Origin of the sequence: Moorena sp. SIO3H5 (assembly GCF_010692395.1) — a bacterium.
In the GTDB taxonomy this organism is placed as follows: domain Bacteria; phylum Cyanobacteriota; class Cyanobacteriia; order Cyanobacteriales; family Coleofasciculaceae; genus Moorena.
The window spans coordinates 1-26,475 of sequence record NZ_JAAHHS010000069.1 but is presented as its reverse complement, the minus strand read 5'-3'; the positions used below and the strand labels follow the sequence as shown (position 1 = coordinate 26,475).

The following is a 26,475-nucleotide window of genomic DNA, read 5'->3' as shown; positions in this document are numbered from 1 at the left end:
GAAACTGTATTCCTGTATCCCTGGGCTGTCGCCTTCAATCGGCTGGGATTACTGGCATTTGTGGAAGCCCTAATTTTTATTGCAATTCTTGTGATTGCTCTGGTTTACGCTTGGCGCAAAGGAGCCTTGGAATGGTCATGAAATCTAATCTTACAAAGGATAGTGCTGCTATAGAACAGCAGCAAACAAACAAAATTCTTAACCCGATTGAGCGAACGCAAGTCACTCAAGACCTATCGGAAAATGTAATCTTAACTACAGTAGACGACCTTTACAACTGGGCGCGGCTTTCCAGCCTCTGGCCGATGTTGTATGGTACGGCTTGCTGCTTCATTGAATTTGCAGCAATGATTGGGTCGCGGTTTGACTTTGACCGTTTTGGTTTGGTTCCTCGTTCTAGCCCCAGGCAAGCGGATTTAATTATCACAGCCGGTACCATAACCATGAAAATGGGACCAGCACTGGTTCGTCTTTATGAGCAGATGCCAGAGCCAAAGTACGTGATTGCCATGGGAGCTTGTACTATCACTGGCGGGATGTTTAGCGTTGATTCTCCAACAGCAGTCCGTGGTGTGGATAAATTGATTCCAGTGGATGTCTATATACCTGGGTGTCCCCCTCGTCCAGAAGCAATCATGGATGCTATTGTCAAGCTTCGCAAAAAGGTAGCTAACGAGTCTATTCAGGAGCGTGGTCAGCTTAAGCAAACCCACCGTTACTACAGCACCACTCACAACATGAAAGTGGTACCAGAGATCCTGACGGGTAAGTACCTGCAATCAGAGGAGCGCTATACTGCACCCAAGCAGTTGACCGAGGGGATGGGAATAGCAGTACCACCAGCACTCAAATCCTATCAAAAGCAGGAGGTAGAGCGTGGCTGAAGAGTCAAAACCCGTAGAGCAAACGACACAAGTCTCTGAAATAGTTGAAGCTGGAAAAGTCTCGGGATGGCTCAAGGAAAACGGTTTTGAGCATGAGTTCATGGAGCTGGATCACCTAGGGGTTGAGATACTCAAAGTTGAACCAGATGTCTTGCTTCCCATTGCTACTGCTCTATACGCCTATGGGTTTAACTACCTCCAATGTCAAGGAGGCTATGATTTTGGTCCTGGGGCAGACTTGGTCAGCTTCTACCACTTGACTAAAGTGAGTGATAATACTGATCAGCCTGAGGAAGTCCGTGTAAAAGTCTTCCTACCCCGAGATAATCCTAAGGTTCCCTCGGTTTACTGGATTTGGAAAGCTGCTGATTGGCAGGAGCGGGAAACCTACGATATGTTCGGTATAGTTTTTGAAGGACACCCTAACCTGAAGCGGATTTTGATGCCAGAAGATTGGGTGGGTTGGCCTTTGCGGAAGGATTATATATCACCGGACTTCTACGAATTACAGGATGCTTATTGATTAGTTATTGGTTTGAGATCGTTTCCCTGATGCGTTCGCGTAGCGGCTCCAAAGGACAATCGTGTATCGTGAGTGCATGTCAATCGCGAACGGAACATCTAGCTTTGCTCACTCCCTAAGAGGGATGATTGCTTATATTAACCAACTTACATTTAACCGATTGACCTTGGCCAAAAGGCCACGCTACGCGAACGGTCACGCTAAGCGAACGGATGAGTGTAAGTTGGTTACTTAAGTGATAACAATTGACATCAATTTGGCTACAAATAAATACAGGTAATAGATAATGGGTCATTTTCCTCCTATTTTACCCTATTACCTAAGACCCAATTATCAAGTCTTGCCTCACTAACCTAAAGCTTGGGCGAGATCTTCTAGTAGATCATCAGTATGTTCAAGACCAACAGACATCCGTAACAGATTGTCTGGGGTTCGGGTACCAGGAAATTCCATAGAAGCACGATGTTCGACTAAACTCTCGACACCACCCAAGCTAGTGGCTCGTGTAAATACCTTCACCTTGCCAGTAAAGGCAAAAGCATTTTCCCTGTTTCCTTTCACCTGGAAAGAAATCATACCCCCAAACAGGTTCATCTGAGCAGCAGCAATTCCATGTCCTGGATGGTTTGGTAATCCGGGATAATGAACAGCTTCTACTTGGGAGTGTTCTTCTAAAAACCGTGCCACCTTCAAGGCATTTTCTGAATGAGCTCTCATGCGGTAGGGTAAGGTCTGAATGCTCCGCAGGAGTAACCAACAGTCGAAAGGAGCGGCTACTGAACCGCCAGCCATCTGAATTGTTTTAATTTTTTGAAAAAATTCATCCTCAACCTTAGTAATCACGGCACCTCCTAAGACATCACTGTGTCCACCGAGATACTTGGTTGTGGAGTGGATAACCAAATCTGCCCCCAACTCCAATGGACGTTGGCTAATCGGTGTTGCCCAAGTGTTATCGCAAACACAATAGACATTATGGTTATGGGCAATATGGGCAATTTTGCTGATATCGGTAACCCTTAACATCGGATTGGAAGGGGTTTCTATCCAAATCAGCTTGGTATTGGGTTGAACTGCCTCCATGACTGTGCTAGGGTTAGCCATATCTACAAAAGTTACCGCCAAATTCCAGGGGCCGAAAATTTCTCGCAAGAGAAACCCAGTTCCTGTGTAACTATCTAGAGGTGCAACTACATGGTCTCCAGGGGACAAAGCCTGGAAGATACTCAAGGTAGCAGCTGAACCAGAAGAAAAAGCGGCGGCGGCTGCCCCACCCTCTAGTTTAGATAGGCATTTTTCCAGACTATCCCGATTCGGGTTATTGTCTCGACTGTAATTATAACCCTGAGGGTAGCTGCCGTCTGGCTGACGTTCAAATGTAGTAGATAGATAGATTGGGGACACTACTGCCCCTGTGGCCGAGTCAATATTATGGCCAGCATGCACTGCCAGTGTCTCAATTTTCATGCAACCTTTTGCTCAAATCACTGATAATACCTTTTCAGAGGTAAGACGCCACAATATATAACATTGTGGCGTTCCTCATACTTATGAGGTACTGTCAATTTTATTCCGCCCTTATTAAGGAGGGGGAGGGGGATTCGTACTCCCCACTCCCTACTCCCTATTCCTTAAAACCAAGGACTTTGTACCTCACCTCACCCAATTGAAAACTGCGATATATACATGTTGGCCATATCATGGCGCATTAATCCGGTCTACGTTGTGTTATTGACTACATAAGACTTACTTATCACTGACAATAGGGGTAAAACTTAATCAAAAACCATATTCACTAAGGTTTGTTGCCAAATTGCCAGTACCATAATAAAACTTTACCAATCGTTTTAATTGGCTTGAGTGACTTATAGGCTTCCCATTGCCCCGGTATGATAGGGGAGTTGTTGGTAATTATAAAAAAATTGTGAAAAAAATTACACTCTTAGGTTCCACTGGCTCAATAGGTACCCAAACTCTCGATATTGTTAATCAATACCCCGAACAATTCCAGTTAGTGGGATTGGCAGCTGGGCGCAATGTGGAAATGTTAGCGGCTCAAATTCGGCAATTTCGACCGATAATTGCTGCAATTCGTGATCAAGAGAAATTACCAGAACTCAAAGCAGCAATTGCTGACCTTGACCCCCAACCTATTATTTTAGGGGGCGAAGCTGGAGTGGTAGAAGTGGCACGCTATGGTGATGCGGAAGCTGTAGTTACTGGCATTGTCGGCTGTGCGGGTTTGTTGCCTACTATTGCTGCTATTGAAGCGGGTAAAGACATTGCTTTAGCTAATAAAGAAACTCTCATTGCAGGTGGTCCAGTGGTACTACCCTTAGTGGAAAAACATGGTATTAAGCTGCTACCAGCTGACTCAGAACATTCGGCAATTTTTCAGTGTCTTCAGGGAGTTCCAGCAGGGGGATTGCGGCGGATTATCCTAACAGCATCCGGGGGGGCTTTCCGAGATTGGTCCGTAGACAAGTTAGCTTCAGTGAAGGTGGCTGATGCCCTGAAGCATCCTAACTGGTCCATGGGACGTAAAATTACTGTAGACTCTGCCACTCTGATGAATAAGGGATTGGAAGTGATTGAGGCTCACTTCCTTTTTGGCATGGATTATGACCACATCGACATTGTGATCCATCCCCAGAGTATTATTCACTCCCTGATTGAACTACAAGATACCTCAGTATTAGCTCAGTTAGGTTGGCCAGATATGCGCTTGCCTTTACTCTATTCCCTTTCATGGCCGGAGCGGATCTATACCGATTGGGAACCACTAGATTTGGTGAAAGCTGGTAATTTGACTTTTAGGGAACCGGATCATCAGAAATATCCCTGTATGAACATCGCTGATGCGGCTGGTCGGGCTGGTGGGTCGATGCCAGCGGTATTGAATGCAGCGAATGAGCAGGCAGTTGCCCTATTCCTAGAGGAGAAAATTGCTTATTTGGATATTGCTCGTTGTATTGAATCTGTATGCGATCGCCACCAAGCTGATAACTGTTCCAATCCTTCTTTAGACGATATCTTGGCAGCAGATCGATGGGCAAGACAGGAAGTTTTAGCTGCTAGTAAGTTGCTCCGGGATTCGATCACTTTCCCGCAGCCTGTCGCTTCAACAAGTTGATTGGGTTTAAGACCTGCTCAGAAATCTAAAAAACGTTTTGGGAATAGTCGCCCATAGCCCCGACGTCAAGGACTCGCTCAGTCGGGGTAGTTTACGCTATGTGGTTGCCTTAAACTTGTGAGTGGACAATAACAGAAGTTGGAGAGCTACTTATGGACGCCGCTGCACTCTGGCAACGCTATCAGGATTGGCTTTATTACCACGAAGGATTAGAGCTTTACCTCGATATCAGCCGTATGGGGTTTGATGATGCCTTTGTGGAGGCGATGCTGCCTAAGTTTGAAAAGGCATTTAAGGATATGGATGCCCTAGTCAACGGTGCGATCGCAAACCCTGATGAAAACCGCATGGTCGGTCACTACTGGCTAAGAGACCCGGACTTAGCCCCAACTCCAGAACTCCAACAAGACATTGTCAAAACTCTCGAAAAAATTGAAACCTTTACCCAAAATGTCCACACGGGTGCCATCCATCCCCCTAGGGCACCAAAATTTACTGATGTTCTTTCCATTGGTATTGGGGGTTCTGCTCTTGGTCCTGAGTTTGTCGCTGAAGCCCTCGGGCCAGACTCTCCTCCTTTAGGCATTCACTTTATTGACAATACTGACCCAGCTGGCATTGATGCTCTGCTGACCCAACTCCAAGACCGATTGTCTAGCACTCTGGTATTAGTTATCTCCAAATCTGGGGGAACACCAGAAACTCGTAACGGCATGGTGGAAGTTAAAACAGCCTACGAGTCTCAGAATCTAGACTTTGCATCCCAGGCTGTTGCCATTACGGGTGTTGGCAGCAAACTAGATCAATTGGCAAAATCCGAAGGTTGGCTGGCCACCTTTCCCATGTACGATTGGGTAGGAGGACGTACCTCTGAAATGTCAGCCGTAGGACTACTTCCAGCTTCACTACAAGGGATTGATATCCGTCAGATGCTGGCTGGTGCTAAACAGATGGATAGCGCGACCGGTAGCCCCCAGCTCAAAAGCAATCCAGCAGCGTTACTTGCCCTATGCTGGTACTTTGCTGGCAATGGTAAGGGAGAGAAAGATATGGTCATGTTGCCTTACAAAGACAGTCTATTGCTATTCTCCCGTTACTTACAGCAGCTGGTAATGGAATCTCTAGGTAAGGAAAAAGACCTAGATGGCAATACGGTTTATCAGGGCATTGCAGTTTATGGTAACAAAGGCTCAACGGATCAACATGCCTACGTACAGCAACTTCGGGAAGGTGTTCCCAATTTCTTTGTCACGTTCATTGAAGTCTTAGAAGACCGACAAGGGAAGTCTCCAGAAGTAGAAGCCGGTGTAACTGCGGGAGACTATCTATCAGGTTTATTACAAGGTACTCGCCAGGCGTTGTATGACAATCAACGGGATTCTATTACCGTAAGCATTCCTCAAGTCAATGCTACAACCGTGGGGGCATTAATTGCCCTGTATGAACGTGCTGTTGGTCTTTATGCATCCTTGGTGAATATCAATGCTTATCACCAACCTGGGGTAGAAGCGGGTAAAAAAGCCGCCGCTGCCATTCTGGATTTACAGAAAAAGGTGATGGAGGTACTACACCAGGAAAGTGCTGCCATATCTATTTCGGAGTTAGCTGAGAAAGCGGGAGCCCCTGACCAAATTGAAGGGATTTACAAATTGCTGCGTCATCTGGCTTATAACCAGCGGGGTATTGTCTTAGAAGGGAATCTGGGGCAACCAAGTAGTCTGAAAGTTTCTGGTGTATAAGTTAATAGACATTTGACCTTTTTTCTTGACAGTTGACTGTTAGTCATTGACAGCCAACTGTCAAATTTAAGGCTAGTTAACAAAAAAGACCTTAGGCTTCCTAGTCAACTCAAGAAACTTGGTGACATACTCCCACACTGACCTTACAGGTTCAGTGTGGGCTTCTTTCCAACTCCAGCTATTGCTTCGGATACTCGGAAAGCTTTACTGCTGACGGGATGCCCCACCGCCATTTTCAATACATTGATCGCCGCATTTACATCTCTATCAGCTACATAACCACAGTGAGGACAGGAATGAACGCGGTCTTTTAGTTTTTTGGGTACTTTTACTCCGCAGTTGGAACAGTTTTGACTGGTGTTCCGAGGATTCACTGCAACTGTTTGCAAACCAGCATTTTCGGCTTTGTTTGACAGTATTGACAGGAATTGCCCCCAGCCAGCATCAAGAATAGATTTAGCCATTTTAGTCCTGACCAAACCTTTAATGTTTAGCTTCTCGTGAGCAACTAGATCGTGGTTATCTAGTAAACTTTTTGCAGTTTTAAAATGAAAGTCTTTTCGAGTGTCAGCTACCTTTTTGTGAGCCTTCCCTAATTTACTGACAGCTTTCCTTCTATTATTACTTCCCTTCTTGGATCTACTGACAGCTTTTTGGATCTTTTTTAGTCGCTTCTGAGCCTTTCGATAATACTGAGGAATTGGCACCTCTGAACCATCAGACTTGATCAGAAAAGATTTGAGACCCATGTCTATCCCAACAGGATTGGAAACGCTATCTACTGGGATAATATCCGGTACAGAATCATCTTGAATAGATAACGTAATATAATACCCATCAGCCTTTCGAGTTATAGTGGCTGTCTTAATTTTAAAACCTTCTGGGATAGGTCTATGGTAAATCATTTTGACTTTTCCAAATTTGGGAAGAGTCAAAATGTTGCCACTTATAGGATTTTTACCAAGAGAGGGGAATGTAAAAGACTTGTATCTGTTTTTCCCTTTAAATCTAGGTCTCCCGCTCTTTTTTCCGTTACTATCTCCCTTCAAAAACCGTTTAAAAGCTAGATCGACTCTTTTGACGCAGTCTTGCAGAACTTGAGACTGAACAACACTGTACCAAGGTCTGTCTTTTTTTAGTTGAGGGAGAGTTTTCTTTTGAGAAAAATAATCGGGGTTGTTTTTTAGAGCTGGAAGATGGCAGACAAGAGGACAGGAATTAATAGAGCAACGATTCTGTTCGTACCAGTTAAACCTATCAGCAAGTAAGTAGTTATATTGATGTCGAAGCATGTCCAACCATCTTTCTACTTCACGCTCTTGATTTTTGGTCAATTTTAGTCGATATTGATACGCTGCTCTCATTATTGCCACCTCTTGTTTTTCGACCTACTATTAAGATAACACTCGTATTTACAGGTGTCAATGCGAAATGAAAGACAAAAATTTGATGATTAGGTTGACTAGCTTTGAGAAAAAGCAACTCAAACAGGAAGCTGATCGCAGAGGGATGACTTGCTCCGAATTATTAAGGAGTTTGATCGCTCCCTTTCCTGAACCCAAAGACTCTGTGTAAAATTCATCCCACGCTCATCCTTGCGGATTGAGACGTGGGGCTTCTTTTACCGGCCAGCTAAAATATAAATCATAAAAGGTTAAGTTATATCTTAAATGTAACGTTTTTTATAAAAAATTAACGTTTTTTAAAATTTTGGTTATGCTGGCCATAAAGATAGCTTAATTAAAGAGGTCAGAGGTGCAATGGCTCAGTCTGATGTAGTAACTGTCGGTCAATACCTTACTCAACGCCTGCAAGCCGCTGGTGTCAAGCATATTTTTGGCGTAGTGGGAGATTACGTCCTGGGTCTGATGGATGTCTTGCTAGAGAGTTCTGTAGAGTTAATCTACACCTGTAACGAACTCAATGCCGGATATGCAGCTGATGCCTATGCCCGCCTTAATGGTGTTGGTGGGTTGTGTGTTACCTATAATGTCGGTGGACTCAGTCTAGTGAATGCGGTGGCTGGTGCCTACGCTGAGCTAGTCCCCTTGATCGTGATTAGTGGAGCGCCTAACAGTTCCCAGCGGCAGCAAAAGTTACTCCTACATCACACTGCCGGTAATTACAATCTACAGCTGGAAATTTTTGAAAAAATTACAGTGGCAGCCGTGAGGCTTACCAGCCCTAGTCAAGCGGCAAGGCAAATCGACCAGACCATTGCTGCTTGTTTGCGCCACCGCAGACCTGTATACATTGAAATTCCCTCAGACTTAGTCAATCAACCTTGTCCTATTACTGGGGAGCGTGACTTACCAGAAGCCCCAATTATGGATATCCACGCTTTATCAGAGGCAGTTGAAGAGGCGGTAAGTTTGCTAGAGCAATCCCAGCATCCCGTTATTATAGCTGGGGTTGAACTCCACCGCTACGGTATAGCAGACCAACTTACCAACCTGCTGGAGCAGACAGGATATCCCTTCGCTACCACTTTGTTAGGCAAGTCAATCATCTCGGAAAGCCACCCACAATTCATTGGTAGTTATGCAGGAGCGTTCAGTCAGGACTATGTACGCCAACGAGTTGAAACAGCCGACTGTATTTTATGCCTGGGTGCCTTCATGTCAGACATTAATCTGGGTGGTTTCACTGCCCAACTGCCCGAAGAGCGATTAATTAACGCTAATTCTGACAAAGTTAAAATCAAACACCACTTCTATTCTCCAGTGTATCTACTGGATTTCATGGCTGGTCTAACTGCCAAACTTCAGAAGAAAAAATCTGATGTCTTGGATATCAAGCCAGCTATAGAGTCTTTGTCTAAATGCTTTGAGTCACAACCTCAGCAAAAGCTAACCAACGCCAGATTCTATGAGCGGATGACTCACTTTATTGATGATGAGTCAATCGTGATTGCTGAAACTGGTGATGCTTTAATTGCTACCGTTGATTTGGTACTCCAAGGAGACAGCGACTACATTGGACAGGCTCTTTACACATCTATTGGCTTCTCAGTTCCTGCCTGTCTAGGAGTTGGTTTAGCTGTTCCTAACCGTAGACCGGTTGTGTTTGTCGGTGATGGTGCCTTCCAGATGACCTGTCAGGAACTTTCTACGATTATTAGGCATCAACTTAACCCGATTATTTTCTTAATTAATAATGACGGTTACACTATTGAGCGAGCTATCCATGAAGGCTCGTACAACAATATTCAACCTTGGAAATATCATCAGTTACCCCAGGTTTTTGGAAATAGCTGGAGTTGCCAAGTGCGTACTGAAGGTGAGCTAGAACAAGCCTTAGAACAAGTAAAAGTTAACCACAATAGTATCTCCTTTATCGAAGTTCATTTAGATCGCCTCGATTGCTCTGATGGTGTCAAGCGCTTGGGGAAAGCGTTAAGTGCTATGCAAGGATTATCAGAGTAGTAGCTGGTTTAGGCAAGAGGGGGCAAGCTTTATTAACGATACGGGATGCCCCGACCCACGCCTTACAATACAACTCGTTCTTTCTTTTTAGATAAGCAGGTGGCGGTTAGCTCTTATTTTGTCTTCCCTGCTGTTTCTATCATACCGTCTTAAGGGCTGTTTATAAAAGCTTCTGTCCCCGATTCATCTCACACTCATGGCGTAGCATTGAGATGTGAGGCTTCTCGCGGATCTAGCTAAATGTCAGTACTATAGTTATCCCATGCCATTGATTATTCTGGTTGCAGATGACGACCTGGGCACTCGTTTGTCTGTAAGCGATTATCTGGAAATGTCAGGTTATTCAGTTATTACTGCTGAAAATGGTCAGCAAGCGCTGTCTATGATTGAGACTTATCACCCTCACCTTCTGGTTACAGATATTAATATGCCCCGAATAGATGGCTATGAACTGGTGAGAAAAGTGCGTCAGAAGCCCCCATTGCGGTTGTTACCTGTTGTATTTTTAACCGAACTCAATAGCACCAATCAACGCATCAAGGGTTATCAGTCTGGATGTGATGTCTACCTACCTAAGCCCTTTGAGATGCAAGAATTAGGTGCAGTCATTCAAAGTTTACTAGTGCGATCGCAAATGATTCATACGGAGTTACGATTCCCACCACAGACTACAAAAGAGCCGGTTGATAAACCGGCATCTAGATCAATCAACTCCGTAGATATTAATCATCAATCAGGGAATAGTACCCAAGCTCATGCTCTACAGCTGACCGAGCGGGAACAGCAAGTATTGAATTTACTAGCTACAGGTTTATCCAATGTCGAAATTGGTAACCAACTACACCTGAGTCCAAGGACAATCGAGAAGTATGTTAGTCGTCTGTTCAGAAAAACTGATATGAGTAACCGAGCCGAACTCTTACGATTTGCCTTAGAACACCATTTAATCAAATGAATTAATCCAGTTAACCACCAATGGCACAAATGCTAAGTTCACCATTGGCAATTAGTAGTTGGCAGTTTTTTAGTTTTGCCTAGTCTTGGTGTAATTGTCAACAACGTGTTCCAGCAGACCTTCGCAAGCGTCTAGCAGTAAATCAATCACCTTATTAAAACCCTCTGGTCCACCGTAGTATGGATCGGGGACTGAGCGGTTGGTGTGATGACGGGCAAAATCACACATTAGCCTTACTTTATCTTTATACTTCCCAGCTGGATCAACAGAGATAATATCTTCATAGTTTTGCTGATCCATAGCTAAAATCAGGTCAAATTCTTCCAAGTCAGACCGATTAAACTGCCGTGCTTTCCCCTGGAGTACAATCCCCCGACGTTTCGCAGCTGCTGTCATACGCCGATCTGGGGCAGAACCGATATGATAACTGGAAGTACCAGCGGAATCGCAGACAATTTGGTCAGAAAGATTTGCTTGTGCTATCAAGTAATTCATGATGTTCTCCGCTGAGGGAGAACGGCAGATATTACCAAGGCAGACAAACAGTAACTTGCAGGGCATGGGTATATTATTTGGTCAACTACGAGCTGGGCCGTGTTAAGTTTAGCAACGAAATGGCTCTATGGGATAGTTGAACCCATGTGGTGCGATGTCGCTTCATGGTTCAATGTCTAGCAACGCAGTGATTTAAATACACCAAGTTGTAAAGGGATACCTCCTAACAAGAACGGTTATGCAAGGAAGAGATTTAATATTTAAGTCGCGCCGTAGCCTTTACCGCAAACGCCGCCGACGGTTTAACCTACTGACGATTCTCACAGGGATAGTTCTAAGTTTGATGATTGTGGAATTGTTGGCTCGTTTCTTACTGGCTGCGGTCGGCAAAATTAATGAGATAGCTACCTACAAGGGGGCACCCAGAGATTTCACTGTTTACCGTCCCAAGTTCGTTGACCAGACACAGCAGCTTTATGATGGATTACCAGACCTTGGTGATCTAGCTGTCGAACGGGATCTAGCTGTAGGTTACAGTTTATTGGGGAAGCAACAGAGCGATTTCTGGCGCATTAATGAGCAGGGTTTCCGGGACGACGACCCTGTTCCCTTGGTCAAACCCAAAAATGAAATTCGGATTTTTTTGTTAGGTGGGTCAACAGCTTTTGGTCAAGGGAATGCCAATAATGAAGTTACCATAGCCAGCTACTTAGAAGCTCGTCTCAATGAACGGATAAAACAGCAGAGGAGTTCCCCACAGAAATACCGACCGATGACCTTACCCCCTTCTGAACCGGAATTAAAGCAAGCACTTGCTCTGCCGCCAAAGATTAGAAATGGTAAGTATCGTGTCATCAACGCCGCCGTACCAGGGTATACCTCTGGCAATACACTAGCTCAGTTAGCTCTCAATATTTTACCTTACAGTCCAGACGCAGTAATAGTGTTGGGTGGATACACAGACTTGATCACCCCCAGTGACCAAAATTTAACAGATATTCCTAATACAGAAGCCTTCTTGGAAAACGCGACTGGGCATTTTTGGACCTATCTCACCCAGCAGTTGAAGCATTTAGTTACAAAAACTTATCTCGCTAAAGCAATCACATACTGGGTCTTACAGCCTGAGCCATCAGTGAGTCAGCGGTCTCTAGTAATGAAGGGGGACGTTATGCCACTGAAGAAGTATCTTCCTCAGGAATCCGATGAACTAGAACGTCGATTGACGCGCTATCGAAATAACCTCAGACATATGCTGCGTTTAACTGCAGGACAACGAATTCCTTTACTAGTTGCTGTCCAACCAGAAATCACTGGTCGTGGCAACAATAAGATCAAACCAGCAGAAAAGGAAATTTTGCAGCAGTTAGGAAAGGTTTACCAGGAACAAGTGCAAGCCAATTATCCCAAATTGGTAGCAGCGGGTCAGCAACTTGAGAAAGGTTTTCCCAAAAATATTAAGGTTCTCAACTTGTACACAATTTATCAAAACTTTCCCGAACTGGCCTTTCATGATGCCATTAACTTGACAGAAGCAGCCAATATGAAGGTGGCTAATAGCTTATATTATGGAGTTAGTTCACTGCCAAAGCTACAGGTAGCTTCGTTTTACTCAAATATTGATCAATAGTCACGTATTAATAGGATATTTGGCATGAGGTTTGGAGCCATTTAAAATGATTAATTTCCTCATGCCTATAGTTTTTTACTACGGAATCCCGAGGGGGGATTGACCGATGAGGTTATAAACCTGGTAAATTTAACCCACTGGTAAGTTCTTCCATGCGCTCCCGCATAGTGGCTGTGGAGGTCTCATAGGCATTTTTCATGGCTGCTAACACCAGTTCAGATAAAGCCTCAGCTCCTTGATTGATAGCATCCTCAGAAATCTCTACACGTAGGGGTTCCTGATTGCCACTGAGAAACACCTTCACCTTACCGTCTTCCCCTGATGTTCCCTCAATTTCCATTTGCTCCAACTGATCCTGGAGCTCTTTGGCACCCTTTTGAACTTCTTGAGCTTTTTTGAATGCTTCGGCTAGTTCTTTCATCTTGCCGAGACCGAGACCAAATCCTTTTCCTTTGTCTTGTGTCATAAAAAATCCCAGTTAAGTTTAGAAACCCCCTGTCTAATGACCGGGGAAGAAAAACAAACGTCAAGCGCGGTTTTAACCCCTGGCCAGGTTGGCACTAAGCCCAGTCTATGGGCAAGGGGTGCGCTGACATTATAAATCTTGTGGTGATTAACCTTTATCTATATCTATTGTGTATCTATTGTGATGCTATTGGAATTTTCCTCGCCTTAACAGCAATAGGAAATAGGGGAATAAATCCCCGGTGTACTTATTAATACATGGGCGGAAGTCATATAGTTAACTTCCTTCCGTTCTTTTCTAGTTTAGCCAAGCACAACCATAAACTAAAAATTGATCAGCTTTGTGATCAGCTTTGTGATCAGCTTTGGGATCAGCTTTGAACTGATTCCCCAACAGGATCGGTTTTGGTATATCCACTGGAACCATAGGAGGGGATAAATCCCCTCGCTGGTTTTTATCCCTGCTCTAAAGACATAGGGCTTTCAACTGCTAGTTTTTTGGTAAAATCACCTAAAATCCTTACTTCTGGCTCTAAACACAGTGACCAGTGCTTTTCTACTTGCTCCTGTATATGGTGGATCATGCGGAAGATATCGCTAGCCTTAGCATCACCACAGTTAAGTATAAAGTTGGCATGGCGTTCAGCTATTCTAGCACCACCAATTTGGTAGCCTTTTAGACCAATTTGTTCAATTAGCCAACCAGCAGCATAGGGGTCAGGGTTCCGGAACACACTGCCACAGCTAGGTAGGTGGTAAGGTTGGGTAGTGTGTCGTCTTGCCAAATGATCCGATGTCAGTGAGCGCACCTGTTTTGGGTCAGCACCCGGTTTTAACTGAAATGTGGCTTGGCTGACTATGCGATCGCTACCTTGAAGGATTGAGGTGCGATAGCTAAAGCCTAGGTCTTGGCTACTGAGTTGGGCTATTGAGCCATCAGGGGATAGAACATCTGTATTAAACAGAATATCAGCTGTGGAATTTTTGTGGGCACCAGCATTCATCACTACAGCACCACCAACGGTTCCAGGTATGCCCACAGCCCACTCTAGCCCTTCCCAGCCTCGTTTGGCAGCCTGCCATGCCAGTCTGGCAATCGGTACACCAGCACTAGCGGTAATTCTCCCTGTATCTGCATCAAAGTGAGTATGGCGCAGATAGCGAGTACAAATTACCAAACCCGGCAAACCGATATCGCTGACTAGAAGGTTGGAACCAGCCCCTAACAGGGTTAGGGGTAATTTTTGGGAGTGAGCCCACTGGAAACTAGCTTGTAGGTCTTCTAGGCTCCGAGGGGCGACGTACCACTGAGCTGGACCTCCCACACGAAATGAGGTGAGTTTGGCTAAGGATACCTGGGACTGAAGTGGACAATTGGTTCCTGGAATATACAACTTTAACTGGGAAGGAGTTTTTTTCTGGGTTAGCACGCTAGTTATCATCAGGAAAATCAGGGTAGAGATTCGGAGCTACACACAATGAAAATAATGCCGATCGGTTTTTGGCAGTCACATTGGCTAGAATTGCTAGGGGGTAGAGTACCCAGAGGAGTTCGTGGAAAGTTGATTCACGAGGATCATAGAGGCTTGAGATCATACTGACCTTCTGAGGTAGGTCTATAGTTAAGATTCCCTAGCTTAATTCACAATTATTGATGCTTTCGAGCTAAATTTTGCTTAAGCTTTGCCATTCTCTGGCTTTTCGTAAAACCCCATGACCTTAGGAATAATCTGATTGAGATTACCGGCTCCCAAGAATAGGGCTAAGTCCCCAGGACGAAGAATTTGGTTGAGAAACTCTACCACTGATTCGAGAGTTGGTTTGTAATGCACATCCTTATGGTTAGATGCGATCGCCTGATAAAGGTTTTCCCCGCTAATTTCTCCTAAATCTGGTTCTCCAGCACTGTAGATATCACTGATAACAACTAAGTCAGCGTTACTAAAGGAAACACTAAACTCGGGAAGAAACCTCAGGGTACGACTATATCGGTGAGGTTGGAAAATTGCAATTATTCGCTGGTCAGCTTTGACCTGAATTCTTGCGGCAGCTAGGGTTGCCTGAATTTCACTGGGGTGGTGAGCATAGTCATCCACAAAACTAATATCATTGCACTTGCCCCGCAGCTCAAATCGGCGTTTGGCTCCCTCAAAGCTAGCGATCCCCGAGGCAATTGCGTCAAATTCCAACCCCAAATTTCGTCCTACTGCTACTGCGGCTAGGGCATTGCTGAGATTATGTTTGCCCAGCAATTTCAGCTCCAACCGACCTAAAACCTGATTGCCCTCCCAAACTCTGGCGGTAGTGCCATTAGCTTCATAAGTTACATCATCAACGCTATAGTCGGCCCCCATATCCCGCCGTAGACTATAGCTGATATTCGGTTTTAGTTGCGTACGCACTGTTTCACAATCAATACATCCGACTAACTTCTTACAGCGCTTCGCGAAAGCCTGGAATATTTCAACAACCTCCTCTAACTTCTGGTAATGGTCTGGATGATCCAGCTCAATATTGGTTACTACACCAATCTCGGCGGAGAGCTTAACCAACGAACCATCGGATTCATCAGCCTCAGCAACCAGTAATGATCCATTTCCTAGCCTGGCGTTACCACCGATAGCATCCACCTCACCACCGATAATCATGGTGGGGTCACAACCCGCTTGCCACAGTAGATAACCGAGCAAACTACTGGTTGTAGTTTTCCCATGAGTCCCAGCAACTGCTATACTGGAATAGTCTTCAATCAACGCCGCTAGTAAATCTGAGCGATGGAAAATCGGGCAACCTAGCTTTAAAGCTGCCTGATACTCAGAGTTCAATGGGTTAATTGCTGTGGAACAGATAACTTGAGGCAAGCCTAAAGAGGGTTCAGCTAAAGATATAGTCGGACTTGATTGTGATATTTCTGTGAGCGCTTTTGGGTTCAAACTCGTGCTAACCCTTTTAGCTGCTACGTCTTCACAAGCTGGTGCATTCCTGGATTGGAAAAATTCTAAGTTGGCGGCACACTGCTGTTTGAAGATATGAGCACCTACTGCTTGCAAACGTTGCGTGATATGGGTTGTCCGAGTATCTGAGCCAGATACTCTAAATTTGCGTTTGGCTAGGATGTAGGCAAGAGCTGACATCCCAATTCCGCCAATACCAATGAAATGAAATGGTTTATTACTGAAATCAACAGTCTTTGGCATTTTAACTCCTTACACACCACACCGCACACGCCTAATTTGCCAATAACACGCGCTATCATATCAGGAAAAATACAGATCCAGGAATAATTTTTGGTAAATAAGTACATCTGTACTGTCAAACAGGGGAATAATACCTTCAGTTTGATAACCTAACTGTTACATAACTGATTTTTGAGTACGTAGATTGTCGTATATATTACACGTAAACAAGAGTTATCAATCCGGACAAACGTCCCAAGACTCATAAAATAGCACTAGAGCAGAGCTAGTGCTGATTTTTTGAGCTGATCTCCATCACTGCTGACCATGGGGGTTAGGACTTACATAGCAAACTAAAGCAGACTAATCAGTTGATACTGCTTACGGGAGAGGGGCTTTGGGAGCAACTGCATTAAGACATGGCGTCAGTAAAATCAGGTTGCCGAAGCAATATCAGATCTGTGCCATGCCCAGAGGGGACTCTGCTGCCAAAACCTCCAGCTTTGGAGATAAGTATACCCATCTGGCTTTAAAAGGAGTACATCAAACCAGATTAGTTTAGTAAAAGTTTCAAATTGTTTCAGCCTTTGCGATATTATTGGGATCATTAAGAAAATATTTACTTTGAATTACAGAGGGCAAAAAGCAGTGATTAGAGTAGCGATCAATGGTTTTGGACGCATCGGACGCAACTTTATGAGATGCTGGCTGACTCGGGAGAATAGCCAGTTAGATATAGTGGGAATCAATGATACCTCTGATCCCAAGACAAATGCCCATCTGCTCAAATACGACTCAATGCTGGGCAAACTTGATGCAGATATCAGTCCTGATGACAATTCCATAATAGTTAATGGAAAAACTGTCAAGTGTGTATCCGATCGGAACCCCTTGAACTTGCCCTGGGACTCTTGGGGTGTTGACCTAGTTATCGAAGCGACTGGTGTTTTCCGAGATAAGGATGGGGCTGGCAAGCATATAGCTGCTGGTGCTAAGAAAGTGCTAATCACTGCTCCTGGCAAAGGAGACGTCCCCACCTACGTCATGGGTGTTAATCACGAAGACTACATCGACGAAGGAAATGACGTGATTAGCAATGCTAGCTGTACTACCAACTGTCTAGCTCCCTTTGCCAAAGTACTGCATCAAAAGTTTGGCATTATCAAAGGAACAATGACCACAACCCACAGCTACACTGGTGACCAGCGGCTTCTTGATGCCAGCCACCGGGATGTACGTAGGGCTCGGGCAGCAGCGCTCAACATTGTCCCTACCTCTACTGGTGCGGCTATAGCAGTAGCTCTAGTGATTCCTGAACTGAAAGGTAAACTCAACGGTATTGCTCTGCGGGTGCCAACTCCTAATGTGTCTATCGTTGACTTGGTAGTTCAAGTGGAGAAAAGTACCATTGCTGAGCAGGTCAATCAAGTGTTCAAAGAAGCAGCTGAAGGCCCACTCAAGGGAATTTTGGCTTACGGCGACGAACCTCTTGTTTCCTCTGATTACAGGGGTCATGATTGTTCGTCAATTGTGGATTCTAGCTTAACTATGGTCATGGGCGGCGATATGGTTAAGGTTGTTGCCTGGTATGACAATGAGTGGGGATACTCTCAGCGGGTTGTAGATTTGGCTGAGTTAGTTGCCCAAAAATGGTCGAATTAGTTGTTAGAGCCTAGTTCGTAAAGCAAGAGACTGGGGAAGAGTGTTGATTCGTTAGGGTTCATTGTTTATTGAACCAATACGTTTAACTTATTCCCCTCTCTCGCTATAACTTATTAGATTTTGAAACAGTCCTACTCCCTTAACCGTTTCAATCACCTTCTTTGAAGGAGGGGAGAGGTAAATAAACCGTTAATAAGCATCATCTAGAGTCTTTGTCTAGCTCGCTTAGCTAAACCCAGAACTTTTGCTTTGCCAGCATTTTGGGAAAACCCTAATCCTAAACGAAATATTTCTGAAACGTAATAGTCATCCCCGTCAGCAATAATGACCCCATTTTGCTTAAGGAGGCTAATGTCTTCTGCAGATAAGCTAATACTTTCTAGTTGAAAAGGGCTTTTTTTCTGTACTTTAGGTAATTCACGTAATTTATTAAATACCGTTCTTAACGGTTCATTTTCGAGCTTTATTTCTTCAATTTTTTCTTTGCTGCATTCATCTAAACAATCTCGAATTGCTTTGGGAACTAGAATTCGATCTTGCCAATAATTCTTCTCATCAATGGAAATGGATTTTTCCGCAGCAATTTTAAGAAGACGTACGACATCCCTAGACTGAATTTGTCCATTGTAGTCAGATAATGCGTCAATTACAAATCGAGCAGAACGTGCTTGTCTAGAGCGATCGTTTCCTAGTTTTTTGCCCCACAAACGTGTTAACGCTTCTGTCAGTGCTGCTTGATTCATATCTTGAAGCTCGGCTAGCTTTAAATTTAACAAAATATCAGCTTTCCTGGCAACCCAAACAACTAATCTCAATACGCTTTCTTCATTCCACCTTAACCTATAAGGCTGATAGCGAGACATCATTTGACCGGGATTTTGACGGACAGAAGCAGTTAAAATATCTTGTCTGACAAAAATAATAATTCCTAAACAACGAAAGGGTTGTTGTTCCAGCCATTCAGGAACATCTTGCAATAACGCTCGTAAAGCAGTTTGTTGAGCTTCATCCTGAGCAAATTTTTGAAATAAGTCTTCCAAGCCGTCAATTACAGCTACTATCTTTTGTTTCTTCTCTGCTATATACTTAGGTAAATCGCGACCTTTACCGGTCATACCTAGAGTATTGGCAATGACATCTAACCAGCGATCGCGCCATTGACCTTCATGTAATTCCTGTTGACATCCTTCCCGAATATAGTCCTTAATCTCACTGTCATCGACGGGAGGCGTCAACCCTATCTGTTCAGCACAATATCTCCGGACGTCATCTACTATTTTTTTTGCTTTATCATGGAGATTAGTTGAAGCGATAATCGGTGCGATCAAGGCTGTGCTATCTACTGTGCTATCTACATTAGTTACTCCCACATCTTCTCTAAATTTTTGCCATTCTTTTCTGCGTATAATTTGCATAAAGGTATAAGTTTTTCCAGAACCTTTGGCTCCAATAACGACAGTGATTGGAATCTGGTTTCGATAATCATTAGCCAAGTTTTGTAAAGAATTAGTAACTAAAAAATCGTCAGTTTCAGCACGCTCTGCATAAATCATTTTGTCGGCTATATCTCTCAAGCTTTCTCTTTGAGACTGTAAACTTATAGGTTCATCTGCTTGATTCGATTTATTTAAATGATCAGGCAGCCATTCCAATAAAGGATGTAGTAAATCAATTATTTTAGAACTGGCCAATTGCTGCCAAGCCTCTTGCCAAGAATTAGATAAAATATGTAAACTATCAGTAAATGGGGTAGTAATTCTAATCGCTTCACTATCTTCCCCCAGCAATGGTTGAATTTCTTCTAAAATTGTTTGTTCTGAGTCGATAGCTAAATTTTTATCTATTTCATTTTTAGGAACTTTAGTCAAAATCAAAGCAGGGGAAGGATCTTGCTCTCGCGTCGAGGGTGCTAGTTTAGCAATGAATTGTAAAAGCCTCTCAGTTCCACTGATAGATTGTCCGCTTAAAGTAGAGACAAAGATCCGATAGACTCGCGGATCTAAAATTAATCCTGCTGCTAATTCCGAGAGTCCTGCTCGCAAATCCACTAAAACAACATTGACTCCTAAGGCTTTTCCCAGACGAGCTAAACTATCCGTCAATATAAAAGGATTTTTATGGCCTTTAATTAGATGTTCTGGCTTAATGGCTAAACCAGTCAATCTGCTATTAACACGAAAGGAAGGTAAGATATAGATTCCGTCTACTAAAGCATTCTGAAGTTTTTGGGTTGCTAACTCAATGGTTTGCTCTGCGTCTGGAGAAGGGTCTCCATGAATTAAGGCAATAAAATCGGCAAAACAAATAGGAGGATAAGGCAGCCTAGATTCTAATAACCAACTAATTCCAGGAGCTTCTAAATCGCCATCAATCAAAAGAACTTTTTGCTTGGCGTTGATTAAAGCTTGTGCTAGGGCAAGAGCATGAGTTGTGCGACCTACACCACCTTTAAAAGAATGAAAAGCAACCACCGGAGGTAAATCATCTGGGAGGATATCCGGTGCTTGAAGCTTCTCAGTTCGTTGCCAAATAACAGTAGGTCTAGCTAGATTGGGGATAAGTTTAGGAGTTGGGGGTTCTTCCTCTGTTTCTTCTAAAATAATCGGTAAGGTGCGCTGATTGCCTTCAGCACTTTCGAGGATAATACAATCATTACCCTGTTGGCCATTGTCTTGGAATCGAGGATCGTAGATTTCCTGGAGCCATGTTTTGATTGAGCTTTGAGTGCCAGGACGAATACCGAGAACTAATTCATCCCAATACCCTCTAGCCCAAACTAAGTCTTTTGGCCATTGCTCTTGCTCTTGCGATCGCAACAAAACTTCTTCTACATCTACCCAGGTGTATAATCGAATATCTGATGGAATCATCGTTATATATTCTCTTTAATCCAATTACAAAGCTGATGGAGCCAATTGACTAAGTATTCTTCATCTTCTTTCTTTATGGTAATGCCATATCGCCAAGCTTGATGAGCTGCTCCGATATTTCGACTCGAACCGCCACAGGCGAGATGAAACGAAGGAGTTGATTTATTTTTAGTTTTGGTTTTAAAAGTAAATTGACTAGCAGAAATTCCCAGCTCTTTACACCACATATCTAAGTTATGACCATAGTTTTTTATCGGATCTTGAAAGTATTTTGTGCTTCGTAAGTTGTTTCTTCTCAAGCAAATACTCTTGAGTCCACATTCAGCGGCATAAAACAGCAAAAGATAGGAAGAAGGACCAGTAACAGAGGTATGAGCTGCAAGATGCTGATGAAAAGCTTGTTTTAATTCACTTACACCAGCAGGTATCATCATCGAGTTTTATCGAATACCTTATGGTAGAATGGAAACTGTGATAGTTTAACTCGTCTAGTAAGTTCGATACAAGGGAATTGATTGACTGTCAGATAATCCTTGGCAGGGTTGAGGGCAATAAGCTATCTCTCGCTTAGGGAGCAGGTCTTACGTTGCAGAACAGATGAACTATATACTATCCGAAGAACTAATCCAACACTGGACAATTCTTCCTACTGAATTAAACGTATTAACCAATAAAACAGCTATTAATCCTCTGGGAATAGCTGTAAAACAATAGGACAACTATTCCCAGGTAATTCTTGGTATTTATCGGCAAAAACCGTAAGTGTACCCATCTTTTTTGTGAACCCTGGTCAAGTTCTTAACGTGTAAGCTTATTGCCTTATTCCCTCGGACTGTGTAATTGAAGGAATTACTTTTGCTCCTAGGGTTAACTCTCCCAAACTCCCCAGTCAGAATGTTTTTGGCTATATCTCCACTGCACCAACCCTTGATCGGTTTTAATGGGTTGTGCCTAATGGGGTAGCCATACTTATTGAGTGCTGCTTTTTGTCTGCCTCCTTGACCTTTACAGGTTACTAACAGTGGTTGATTTGTCCTTAGTTCCAAGATCTCTATATCACCAACACAGGCAGCGTCAACCCAATGTTCCTTTGGGAAACCCAGTTTAATTCGGTTGTACTTGGTTTGCGCTCCCGTTCCAGTAATTAAAGGTTTGATGTTCCAGAGCACTTTTACCAACTTGTTGCGAGTCGCATTTACTGCTGCCGCATCTTTCAGCGGTTGCTTGGCTTTAGTTTTGATTTTTTGCAGCAAACTTGGTTTCTTCTTTAAAAATTCTTCTATTGGTTTATTCCCTTTCCGTTGATTGCATTTTTCGCAAGCTAGACAAAGATTGCTAACCCGTTCGCGTAGCGTCGGCTTTGCCGAATCACTTCCACCTTTAGATTTTGGATGAATGTGTTCAATTTGCAATGGGACGGATTGTTTACCGCAGTAAGTGCATTCCCTTCCCCATTTTTCTAGCAAGTATTCTCTGACTTCATACCCAGCTAATTCCCCTTGTTGGTACTCAACACCATTGATTTCGGGAACTTGCATTTTTTGGGTGTCAAACTTAACTCTTTCTACCCAAATCTCGTTAACCGGGCAAAACTTAATTAATCGTTTGATCCAGGTCTCTATAGTCAAAATCCTGTGCTCTAAGCTAGGTGGAAGCCATCCCTCTGGACGTTTGCGGTTAAGGAATCTTGGTTTTCTGTAACGGGTATGACGGTTACGCCTGCCGCGTCTTACAGCGCTTCTAGACTCTAATTTTTTCTTGATTAATCCTCCTCTGTGCTCTAATTCCATTCCCCAAATCACCTGATTGTTTTGGACTAGAGCAAACCCAGTGACCTTGCTACCAGGGTCAATTTTTAGTTGACAGTTGGTAACAACAGGATTGTTGATCGCCGTTTTCAAAATAATAGTAAAAGGGTACATCCTAAAAACCGCAGCTTTGCCTTTGTCTAATAACCTTCGTGCCTTCTTTGGTGGAATTGGGTTTAATGGTTGTTTGTTTGTGTCAATAACAAATACATAATTTTGCATGATTAGTGCATCTCAGTTGGTAATGTGTTCCTTGACAATGTTGTAATGGCTTGTTGGGCTAACCACACGTTTGCCTTTGTCTTAATGGCTAGCGATAGAGCTAGAAGCTGGAGTTCACCCCTAGGTATCGTGACCAAAACAACGTAGGAAGTAAATCCTTAGTCTGCAACCTAGTCGGCAATTCCCAGATTTACCGGGAATTACCAAGGCTTAAACTAGGTGTTTTACTCAAGTATTTTCAGTTGGCTGCTTAATTTAGATTAAGGAGTGCTTATGGTGCAAGGGTTTGAGGCTAGATTGCCCCTGGTGAAAGCTTCGCTAGTTTTATCGGAACACCTGGATCAAAAACCAGGATCAACCGGTCGAGCGACTACAATCCCAAGGGAATGTCTAACATGTCTGGCATACCGTTGTAAATCACGGGCAATGGTGACTTTACCAGCAGGTGATGCATGAATAAAACCGATATTCCCGTCAGCAGTACGATACACTAACCCAGTGTGGGTGACATCTAGACCAGGAATAGTAGTAGCAATGCCAATAATATCCCCTGGTTGCAGTTGATTGTAGGCTTTCCTAATCTGATCATGGGGAATGAAATTAACAGTTGTCTGCTTCAGATTAGCTTCCATGGCTACAATACACTGGTAATTTGACTCATACCTGACCAAAGATGGGTATTTACCCCTGTGTTTACTCATGTAGTTAAGGGTTTTCTGGCGGGATACTCCTCCTAACTCTAGCGCTATGTTGTTAACTGTTCCCCTTCTCTGATTGTCATCAATCCATTGAGAGAAATAGTGTAATCGGCTGCAATAGCCATTGAGATTACCATCCCCATAACGCTGGTCACGAAGGTGATTGACAAAGGTCTGCTGAGAATAATCTTTTACTGCTATCCCTCGGGCTAGGGCTAGAATGGTTTCCACAAAGAGGACGCAGTCAAATTTATTGAGAGTGATAACTAGGGTTTCTTGGTTAGCTTGGTCTAATAAGTGAGCTTTGTAGCTTGCGCCCAGAAATTGCTGTGCGATCGCTTGCATGATCTCTGGGAGCGGACGCTCAGACAAGTGGTATGCGATCGCATACTCCATCACCTGGTCGAAACGCTTTTTATCTGCTGGGTCACTAATTTCTGGTGGGGGAAATTGGGCTATCATCAGTGACTCAGCCCTATCCTTTAATGATTCGGATATAGTGCTAGTAATTAATTTGCTAGTAATTAATTGTTTATGGCCTAGTTGACGAGATTCCGACTCAACAGTAGCTTGAGATTCTAAACCAGAAGCTACACAACACGTGAGTATATACAAAACCGCAGCTAGCCTCAAGCTTTTTTTCATTCTTAAACCTACAAACCTACCCTAAACCGAACGCCAAGGGAGAACCACTTTTGATATGTTAACCTATATCTATTCACTGGTCAGTATTAACTATTTCACTGGCAACTTTAGGCTCCACAAAATTATTTTCCTGTTCAACGTTTGCCAATTCTTCTTCTAACACTTGAATCGCGCCAGCAATGCGCAGCAACGTTTCCTTGACATTAGCTTGCTTAGTTTCTAATTCAGCCAAAACTTTTTGACCAGATTCGTACTCAGCTTTGAGTTGTTGAAGACGTTTTTCTAGTTGTTCTTTCATTGTTTAGCTATTCTGCTTTAGAGGCTAGTGACTGGCTAGTAACTAATTTAACATGTGTATAATAATGGACATCCCTTGACTTTATACAAAAATAGATCACAATGTTGTGAGATAAAAATGTTGTTAATTGTTGTCAAGTGATGTCCAGTTAACCAGCTACTAGTTAATCGGCTACTAGGAAACAACTCCCCAATTCATATAAGGCAACCTAGCGGCTGTCCCCCGAACCGCTTCTACTTGAGCAACCAGTTGTCCACAAGTATCCCAAGTCCCACTCAGCAGCATGTTTCTTGGTCCATCGTCCATAAACACAGAAGCCTGCAACTCACCACAATAGACTTGCATCTCTTCCAAATCCAAGGTCATCGGGATTTCAGGATTCTGATGGAGGCTTGTTTGTAATTGCTTCACGGTTTCTGAGTCAGCGGTCACACAGGGAAGCCCCATCGCCAAGCAGTTACCAAAAAAGATTTCGGCAAAACTCTCTCCGACAATCCCTTGAATCCCCCATCTTGCGATCGCTTGAGGGGCATGTTCCCGTGAAGACCCACAGCCAAAGTTACCATTTACTACTAAAACCGTTGCACCTTGATACTGGGGTTGGTCAAAGGGATGTTGTCCGTTAGCTTGAGCGCGGTCATCAATAAACACCTGTTGTCCGAGACCATCAAAGGTCACACAGCGCAAAAATCGAGCTGGGATAATCCGGTCGGTGTCGATATCATTCCCTACTACAGGAATTCCTGTTCCGGTAATCATCTTTACTTCACTACTCATCAGACCTGCTCCTATACCATCAACTCCCGAACATCAGCCACTGCCCCTTTAACCGCTGCGGCTACAACCATTGCTGGACTCATCAACAACGTCCGTCCTGTGGAAGACCCCTGACGACCTTTAAAATTACGGTTAGAAGAGGAAGCACTAATCTGACTTCCTTGGAGTTTGTCAGGATTCATTGCCAAACACATCGAGCATCCGGGCTCTCGCCACTCAAACCCAGCCTCCACAAAGACTTGATCGAGTCCTTCTGCTTCCGCTTCTTCCTTTACCCGTTCCGAACCTGGAACCACAAAGGCTTTGACTCCCTCAGCCACATGATGACCTTGAGCAAATTTAGCGGCTTCTCGCAGGTCAGTCAGTCTACCATTGGTGCAGCTACCGATAAAACACACATCCACCTTTGTTCCTTGAATCTCTGTGCCTGGAGTTAGCTGCATGTACTCATAGGCTTGTTGTGCGATCGCTCTTTCTGTTTCTGGCAAACTATCCGGTATCGGAATAGTTTCATTAACCGCAATTCCTTGGCCTGGTGTAATTCCCCAGGTCACTGTAGGCGCAATGTCTGCCGCTTCAAATTTAACCACATCATCATACACGGCATCGTCATCGGACCGGATACTGTTCCACCAAGCCACCGCCTGATCCCAATCTGCGTCCTTGGGAGCAAAATCTTTCCCCTTAAGATAGTCAAAGGTTACCTGATCCGGGTTAATATAGCCACACCGAGCGCCCCCCTCGATGGACATATTACACACAGTCATCCGTCCTTCCATCGACATCTGTTCAAAAGTAGTACCAGCATATTCATAGGCATAGCCAACGCCACCTTTGACCCCTAATTTACGGATGATGTGTAAGATCACATCTTTCGGGTAAACCCCTGGGGGTAAACTACCATTCACCTCTATTTTGCGAACCTTAAGCTTAGACAATGCCAAGGTTTGGGAAGCTAAGACATCACGCACTTGAGAAGTACCAATTCCAAATGCGATCGCACCAAACGCACCATGAGTCGAAGTATGGGAATCCCCGCAAGCCACCGTCATGCCTGGCTGAGTCAACCC

At 43.9% G+C, this 26,475-nt stretch carries 23 protein-coding genes and 1 pseudogene; 10 read left to right on the top strand and 14 right to left on the bottom strand.

The genetic code is table 11. From position 1 onward, the window contains the following. The 3 genes and pseudogenes from ndhC to F6K52_RS10665 form a co-directional block, all read left to right on the top strand. Positions 1-141 (top strand): annotated as a pseudogene (ndhC, locus tag F6K52_RS10675) (photosynthetic/respiratory NAD(P)H-quinone oxidoreductase subunit C); the annotation flags it as partial. Further along, the gene (gene ndhK / locus F6K52_RS10670; RefSeq protein ID WP_293077198.1) at positions 138-884 is read left to right on the top strand and encodes a photosynthetic/respiratory NAD(P)H-quinone oxidoreductase subunit K; all 747 of its coding nucleotides are present in this window, start codon (positions 138-140) and stop codon (positions 882-884) included. The pseudogene ndhC and the gene ndhK, both read left to right, overlap by 4 nt. Beyond that, a complete protein-coding gene (locus F6K52_RS10665; RefSeq protein WP_293077196.1) occupies positions 877-1,407 on the top strand; it encodes an NAD(P)H-quinone oxidoreductase subunit J in 531 nt (176 codons plus the stop codon). The genes ndhK and F6K52_RS10665 overlap by 8 nt, the downstream gene beginning before the upstream one ends. A gap of 348 nt (positions 1,408-1,755) precedes the next feature. On the opposite strand, the gene F6K52_RS10660 is transcribed toward F6K52_RS10665, so the two are convergent. Further along, positions 1,756-2,874, bottom strand: a complete 1,119-nt coding sequence (locus F6K52_RS10660; RefSeq protein ID WP_293077194.1) for a PLP-dependent transferase — start codon at positions 2,872-2,874, stop codon at positions 1,756-1,758. 457 nt (positions 2,875-3,331) lie between these two features. Between F6K52_RS10660 and dxr the strand changes: the two genes are divergently transcribed. Both dxr and F6K52_RS10650 read left to right on the top strand, forming a co-directional pair. Further along, on the top strand, positions 3,332-4,540 hold the full coding sequence (gene dxr, locus F6K52_RS10655; protein ID WP_293077192.1) for a 1-deoxy-D-xylulose-5-phosphate reductoisomerase: 1,209 nt from the start codon (positions 3,332-3,334) through the stop codon (positions 4,538-4,540). 152 nt (positions 4,541-4,692) lie between these two features. After that, entirely contained in the window at positions 4,693-6,279 is a 1,587-nt protein-coding gene (locus tag F6K52_RS10650) for a glucose-6-phosphate isomerase (RefSeq protein WP_293077190.1), read from the top strand. 143 nt (positions 6,280-6,422) lie between these two features. On the opposite strand, the gene F6K52_RS10645 is transcribed toward F6K52_RS10650, so the two are convergent. Further along, positions 6,423-7,643, bottom strand: a complete 1,221-nt coding sequence (locus F6K52_RS10645) for a transposase (protein WP_293077188.1) — start codon at positions 7,641-7,643, stop codon at positions 6,423-6,425. 67 nt (positions 7,644-7,710) lie between these two features. Between F6K52_RS10645 and F6K52_RS10640 the strand changes: the two genes are divergently transcribed. The 3 genes from F6K52_RS10640 to F6K52_RS10630 all read left to right on the top strand — a co-directional run bounded on the left by F6K52_RS10640 (position 7,711) and on the right by F6K52_RS10630 (position 10,659). After that, positions 7,711-7,854: a CopG family transcriptional regulator gene (locus tag F6K52_RS10640; protein ID WP_293077186.1), complete on the top strand. Its 144-nt coding sequence runs from the start codon at positions 7,711-7,713 to the stop codon at positions 7,852-7,854. Positions 7,855-8,039: 185 nt separating this feature from the next. Further along, on the top strand, positions 8,040-9,704 hold the full coding sequence (locus F6K52_RS10635; protein ID WP_293077184.1) for a thiamine pyrophosphate-binding protein: 1,665 nt from the start codon (positions 8,040-8,042) through the stop codon (positions 9,702-9,704). 262 nt (positions 9,705-9,966) lie between these two features. Further along, positions 9,967-10,659 carry a response regulator transcription factor gene (locus F6K52_RS10630; protein ID WP_293077182.1) on the top strand — a complete coding sequence of 231 codons (693 nt, stop codon included), beginning with the start codon at positions 9,967-9,969 and terminating at the stop codon, positions 10,657-10,659. A gap of 69 nt (positions 10,660-10,728) precedes the next feature. On the opposite strand, the gene F6K52_RS10625 is transcribed toward F6K52_RS10630, so the two are convergent. Continuing rightward, entirely contained in the window at positions 10,729-11,220 is a 492-nt protein-coding gene (locus F6K52_RS10625; RefSeq protein ID WP_293077180.1) for a low molecular weight protein-tyrosine-phosphatase, read from the bottom strand. Between the two features lie 172 nt (positions 11,221-11,392). Between F6K52_RS10625 and F6K52_RS10620 the strand changes: the two genes are divergently transcribed. Continuing rightward, a complete protein-coding gene (locus tag F6K52_RS10620; protein WP_293077178.1) occupies positions 11,393-12,784 on the top strand; it encodes an SGNH/GDSL hydrolase family protein in 1,392 nt (463 codons plus the stop codon). A gap of 112 nt (positions 12,785-12,896) precedes the next feature. On the opposite strand, the gene F6K52_RS10615 is transcribed toward F6K52_RS10620, so the two are convergent. The 4 genes from F6K52_RS10615 to murC form a co-directional block, all read right to left on the bottom strand. Next, positions 12,897-13,250, bottom strand: coding sequence for a YbaB/EbfC family nucleoid-associated protein (locus F6K52_RS10615; protein ID WP_008180753.1), 354 nt, complete (start codon positions 13,248-13,250; stop codon positions 12,897-12,899). 454 nt (positions 13,251-13,704) lie between these two features. Next, positions 13,705-14,691, bottom strand: a complete 987-nt coding sequence (gene murB, locus F6K52_RS10610) for a UDP-N-acetylmuramate dehydrogenase (protein ID WP_293077176.1) — start codon at positions 14,689-14,691, stop codon at positions 13,705-13,707. After that, complete coding sequence (locus F6K52_RS10605; RefSeq protein ID WP_293077174.1) at positions 14,681-14,845, bottom strand: hypothetical protein; 165 nt, start codon at positions 14,843-14,845, stop codon at positions 14,681-14,683. Before F6K52_RS10605 ends, murB begins: the two co-directional genes overlap by 11 nt. Before the next feature lie 80 nt (positions 14,846-14,925). Next, positions 14,926-16,446: a UDP-N-acetylmuramate--L-alanine ligase gene (murC, locus tag F6K52_RS10600; RefSeq protein ID WP_293077172.1), complete on the bottom strand. Its 1,521-nt coding sequence runs from the start codon at positions 16,444-16,446 to the stop codon at positions 14,926-14,928. A 627-nt stretch (positions 16,447-17,073) separates the two neighbouring features. On the opposite strand from murC, the gene F6K52_RS10595 reads away from it, so the two are divergent. Then, on the top strand, positions 17,074-18,087 hold the full coding sequence (locus F6K52_RS10595; protein WP_293077200.1) for a type I glyceraldehyde-3-phosphate dehydrogenase: 1,014 nt from the start codon (positions 17,074-17,076) through the stop codon (positions 18,085-18,087). A 203-nt stretch (positions 18,088-18,290) separates the two neighbouring features. Here the strand turns inward: F6K52_RS10595 and F6K52_RS10590 are convergent, their stop codons facing one another. From F6K52_RS10590 to F6K52_RS10560, 7 genes are all read right to left on the bottom strand, one after another. Beyond that, positions 18,291-20,957: an AAA family ATPase gene (locus F6K52_RS10590; RefSeq protein WP_293077170.1), complete on the bottom strand. Its 2,667-nt coding sequence runs from the start codon at positions 20,955-20,957 to the stop codon at positions 18,291-18,293. Positions 20,958-20,959: 2 nt separating this feature from the next. After that, positions 20,960-21,391: a hypothetical protein gene (locus F6K52_RS10585; protein WP_293077168.1), complete on the bottom strand. Its 432-nt coding sequence runs from the start codon at positions 21,389-21,391 to the stop codon at positions 20,960-20,962. Positions 21,392-21,700: 309 nt separating this feature from the next. After that, positions 21,701-22,987: an RNA-guided endonuclease IscB gene (gene iscB, locus F6K52_RS10580; protein ID WP_293077166.1), complete on the bottom strand. Its 1,287-nt coding sequence runs from the start codon at positions 22,985-22,987 to the stop codon at positions 21,701-21,703. A gap of 341 nt (positions 22,988-23,328) precedes the next feature. After that, complete coding sequence (locus F6K52_RS10575) at positions 23,329-24,330, bottom strand: N-acetylmuramoyl-L-alanine amidase-like domain-containing protein (RefSeq protein ID WP_293077164.1); 1,002 nt, start codon at positions 24,328-24,330, stop codon at positions 23,329-23,331. A gap of 73 nt (positions 24,331-24,403) precedes the next feature. Then, positions 24,404-24,628 carry a hypothetical protein gene (locus tag F6K52_RS10570; protein WP_293077162.1) on the bottom strand — a complete coding sequence of 75 codons (225 nt, stop codon included), beginning with the start codon at positions 24,626-24,628 and terminating at the stop codon, positions 24,404-24,406. A gap of 174 nt (positions 24,629-24,802) precedes the next feature. Further along, positions 24,803-25,405, bottom strand: a complete 603-nt coding sequence (leuD, locus tag F6K52_RS10565; protein WP_293077160.1) for a 3-isopropylmalate dehydratase small subunit — start codon at positions 25,403-25,405, stop codon at positions 24,803-24,805. A gap of 11 nt (positions 25,406-25,416) precedes the next feature. Continuing rightward, positions 25,417-26,475 (bottom strand): 3-isopropylmalate dehydratase large subunit (locus F6K52_RS10560; RefSeq protein ID WP_293077158.1); only part of this gene is annotated, 1,059 nt, incomplete at its 5' end.

Excerpts from the sequence above, each read along its gene's own strand:
- ndhK (WP_293077198.1), top strand. The coding sequence starts at position 138 with ATGAAATCTAATCTTACAAAGGATAGTGCTGCTATAGAACAGCAGCAA.
- F6K52_RS10660 (WP_293077194.1), bottom strand. The coding sequence starts at position 2,874 with ATGAAAATTGAGACACTGGCAGTGCATGCTGGCCATAATATTGACTCG.
- F6K52_RS10650 (WP_293077190.1), top strand. The coding sequence starts at position 4,693 with ATGGACGCCGCTGCACTCTGGCAACGCTATCAGGATTGGCTTTATTAC.
- F6K52_RS10645 (WP_293077188.1), bottom strand. The coding sequence starts at position 7,643 with ATGAGAGCAGCGTATCAATATCGACTAAAATTGACCAAAAATCAAGAG.
- F6K52_RS10640 (WP_293077186.1), top strand. The coding sequence starts at position 7,711 with ATGAAAGACAAAAATTTGATGATTAGGTTGACTAGCTTTGAGAAAAAG.
- F6K52_RS10635 (WP_293077184.1), top strand. The coding sequence starts at position 8,040 with ATGGCTCAGTCTGATGTAGTAACTGTCGGTCAATACCTTACTCAACGC.
- F6K52_RS10630 (WP_293077182.1), top strand. The coding sequence starts at position 9,967 with ATGCCATTGATTATTCTGGTTGCAGATGACGACCTGGGCACTCGTTTG.
- F6K52_RS10625 (WP_293077180.1), bottom strand. The coding sequence starts at position 11,220 with ATGCCCTGCAAGTTACTGTTTGTCTGCCTTGGTAATATCTGCCGTTCT.
- F6K52_RS10620 (WP_293077178.1), top strand. The coding sequence starts at position 11,393 with ATGCAAGGAAGAGATTTAATATTTAAGTCGCGCCGTAGCCTTTACCGC.
- F6K52_RS10615 (WP_008180753.1), bottom strand. The coding sequence starts at position 13,250 with ATGACACAAGACAAAGGAAAAGGATTTGGTCTCGGTCTCGGCAAGATG.
- murB (WP_293077176.1), bottom strand. The coding sequence starts at position 14,691 with ATGATAACTAGCGTGCTAACCCAGAAAAAAACTCCTTCCCAGTTAAAG.
- F6K52_RS10605 (WP_293077174.1), bottom strand. The coding sequence starts at position 14,845 with ATGATCTCAAGCCTCTATGATCCTCGTGAATCAACTTTCCACGAACTC.
- murC (WP_293077172.1), bottom strand. The coding sequence starts at position 16,446 with ATGCCAAAGACTGTTGATTTCAGTAATAAACCATTTCATTTCATTGGT.
- F6K52_RS10590 (WP_293077170.1), bottom strand. The coding sequence starts at position 20,957 with ATGATTCCATCAGATATTCGATTATACACCTGGGTAGATGTAGAAGAA.
- F6K52_RS10585 (WP_293077168.1), bottom strand. The coding sequence starts at position 21,391 with ATGATGATACCTGCTGGTGTAAGTGAATTAAAACAAGCTTTTCATCAG.
- iscB (WP_293077166.1), bottom strand. The coding sequence starts at position 22,987 with ATGCAAAATTATGTATTTGTTATTGACACAAACAAACAACCATTAAAC.
- F6K52_RS10575 (WP_293077164.1), bottom strand. The coding sequence starts at position 24,330 with ATGAAAAAAAGCTTGAGGCTAGCTGCGGTTTTGTATATACTCACGTGT.
- F6K52_RS10570 (WP_293077162.1), bottom strand. The coding sequence starts at position 24,628 with ATGAAAGAACAACTAGAAAAACGTCTTCAACAACTCAAAGCTGAGTAC.
- leuD (WP_293077160.1), bottom strand. The coding sequence starts at position 25,405 with ATGAGTAGTGAAGTAAAGATGATTACCGGAACAGGAATTCCTGTAGTA.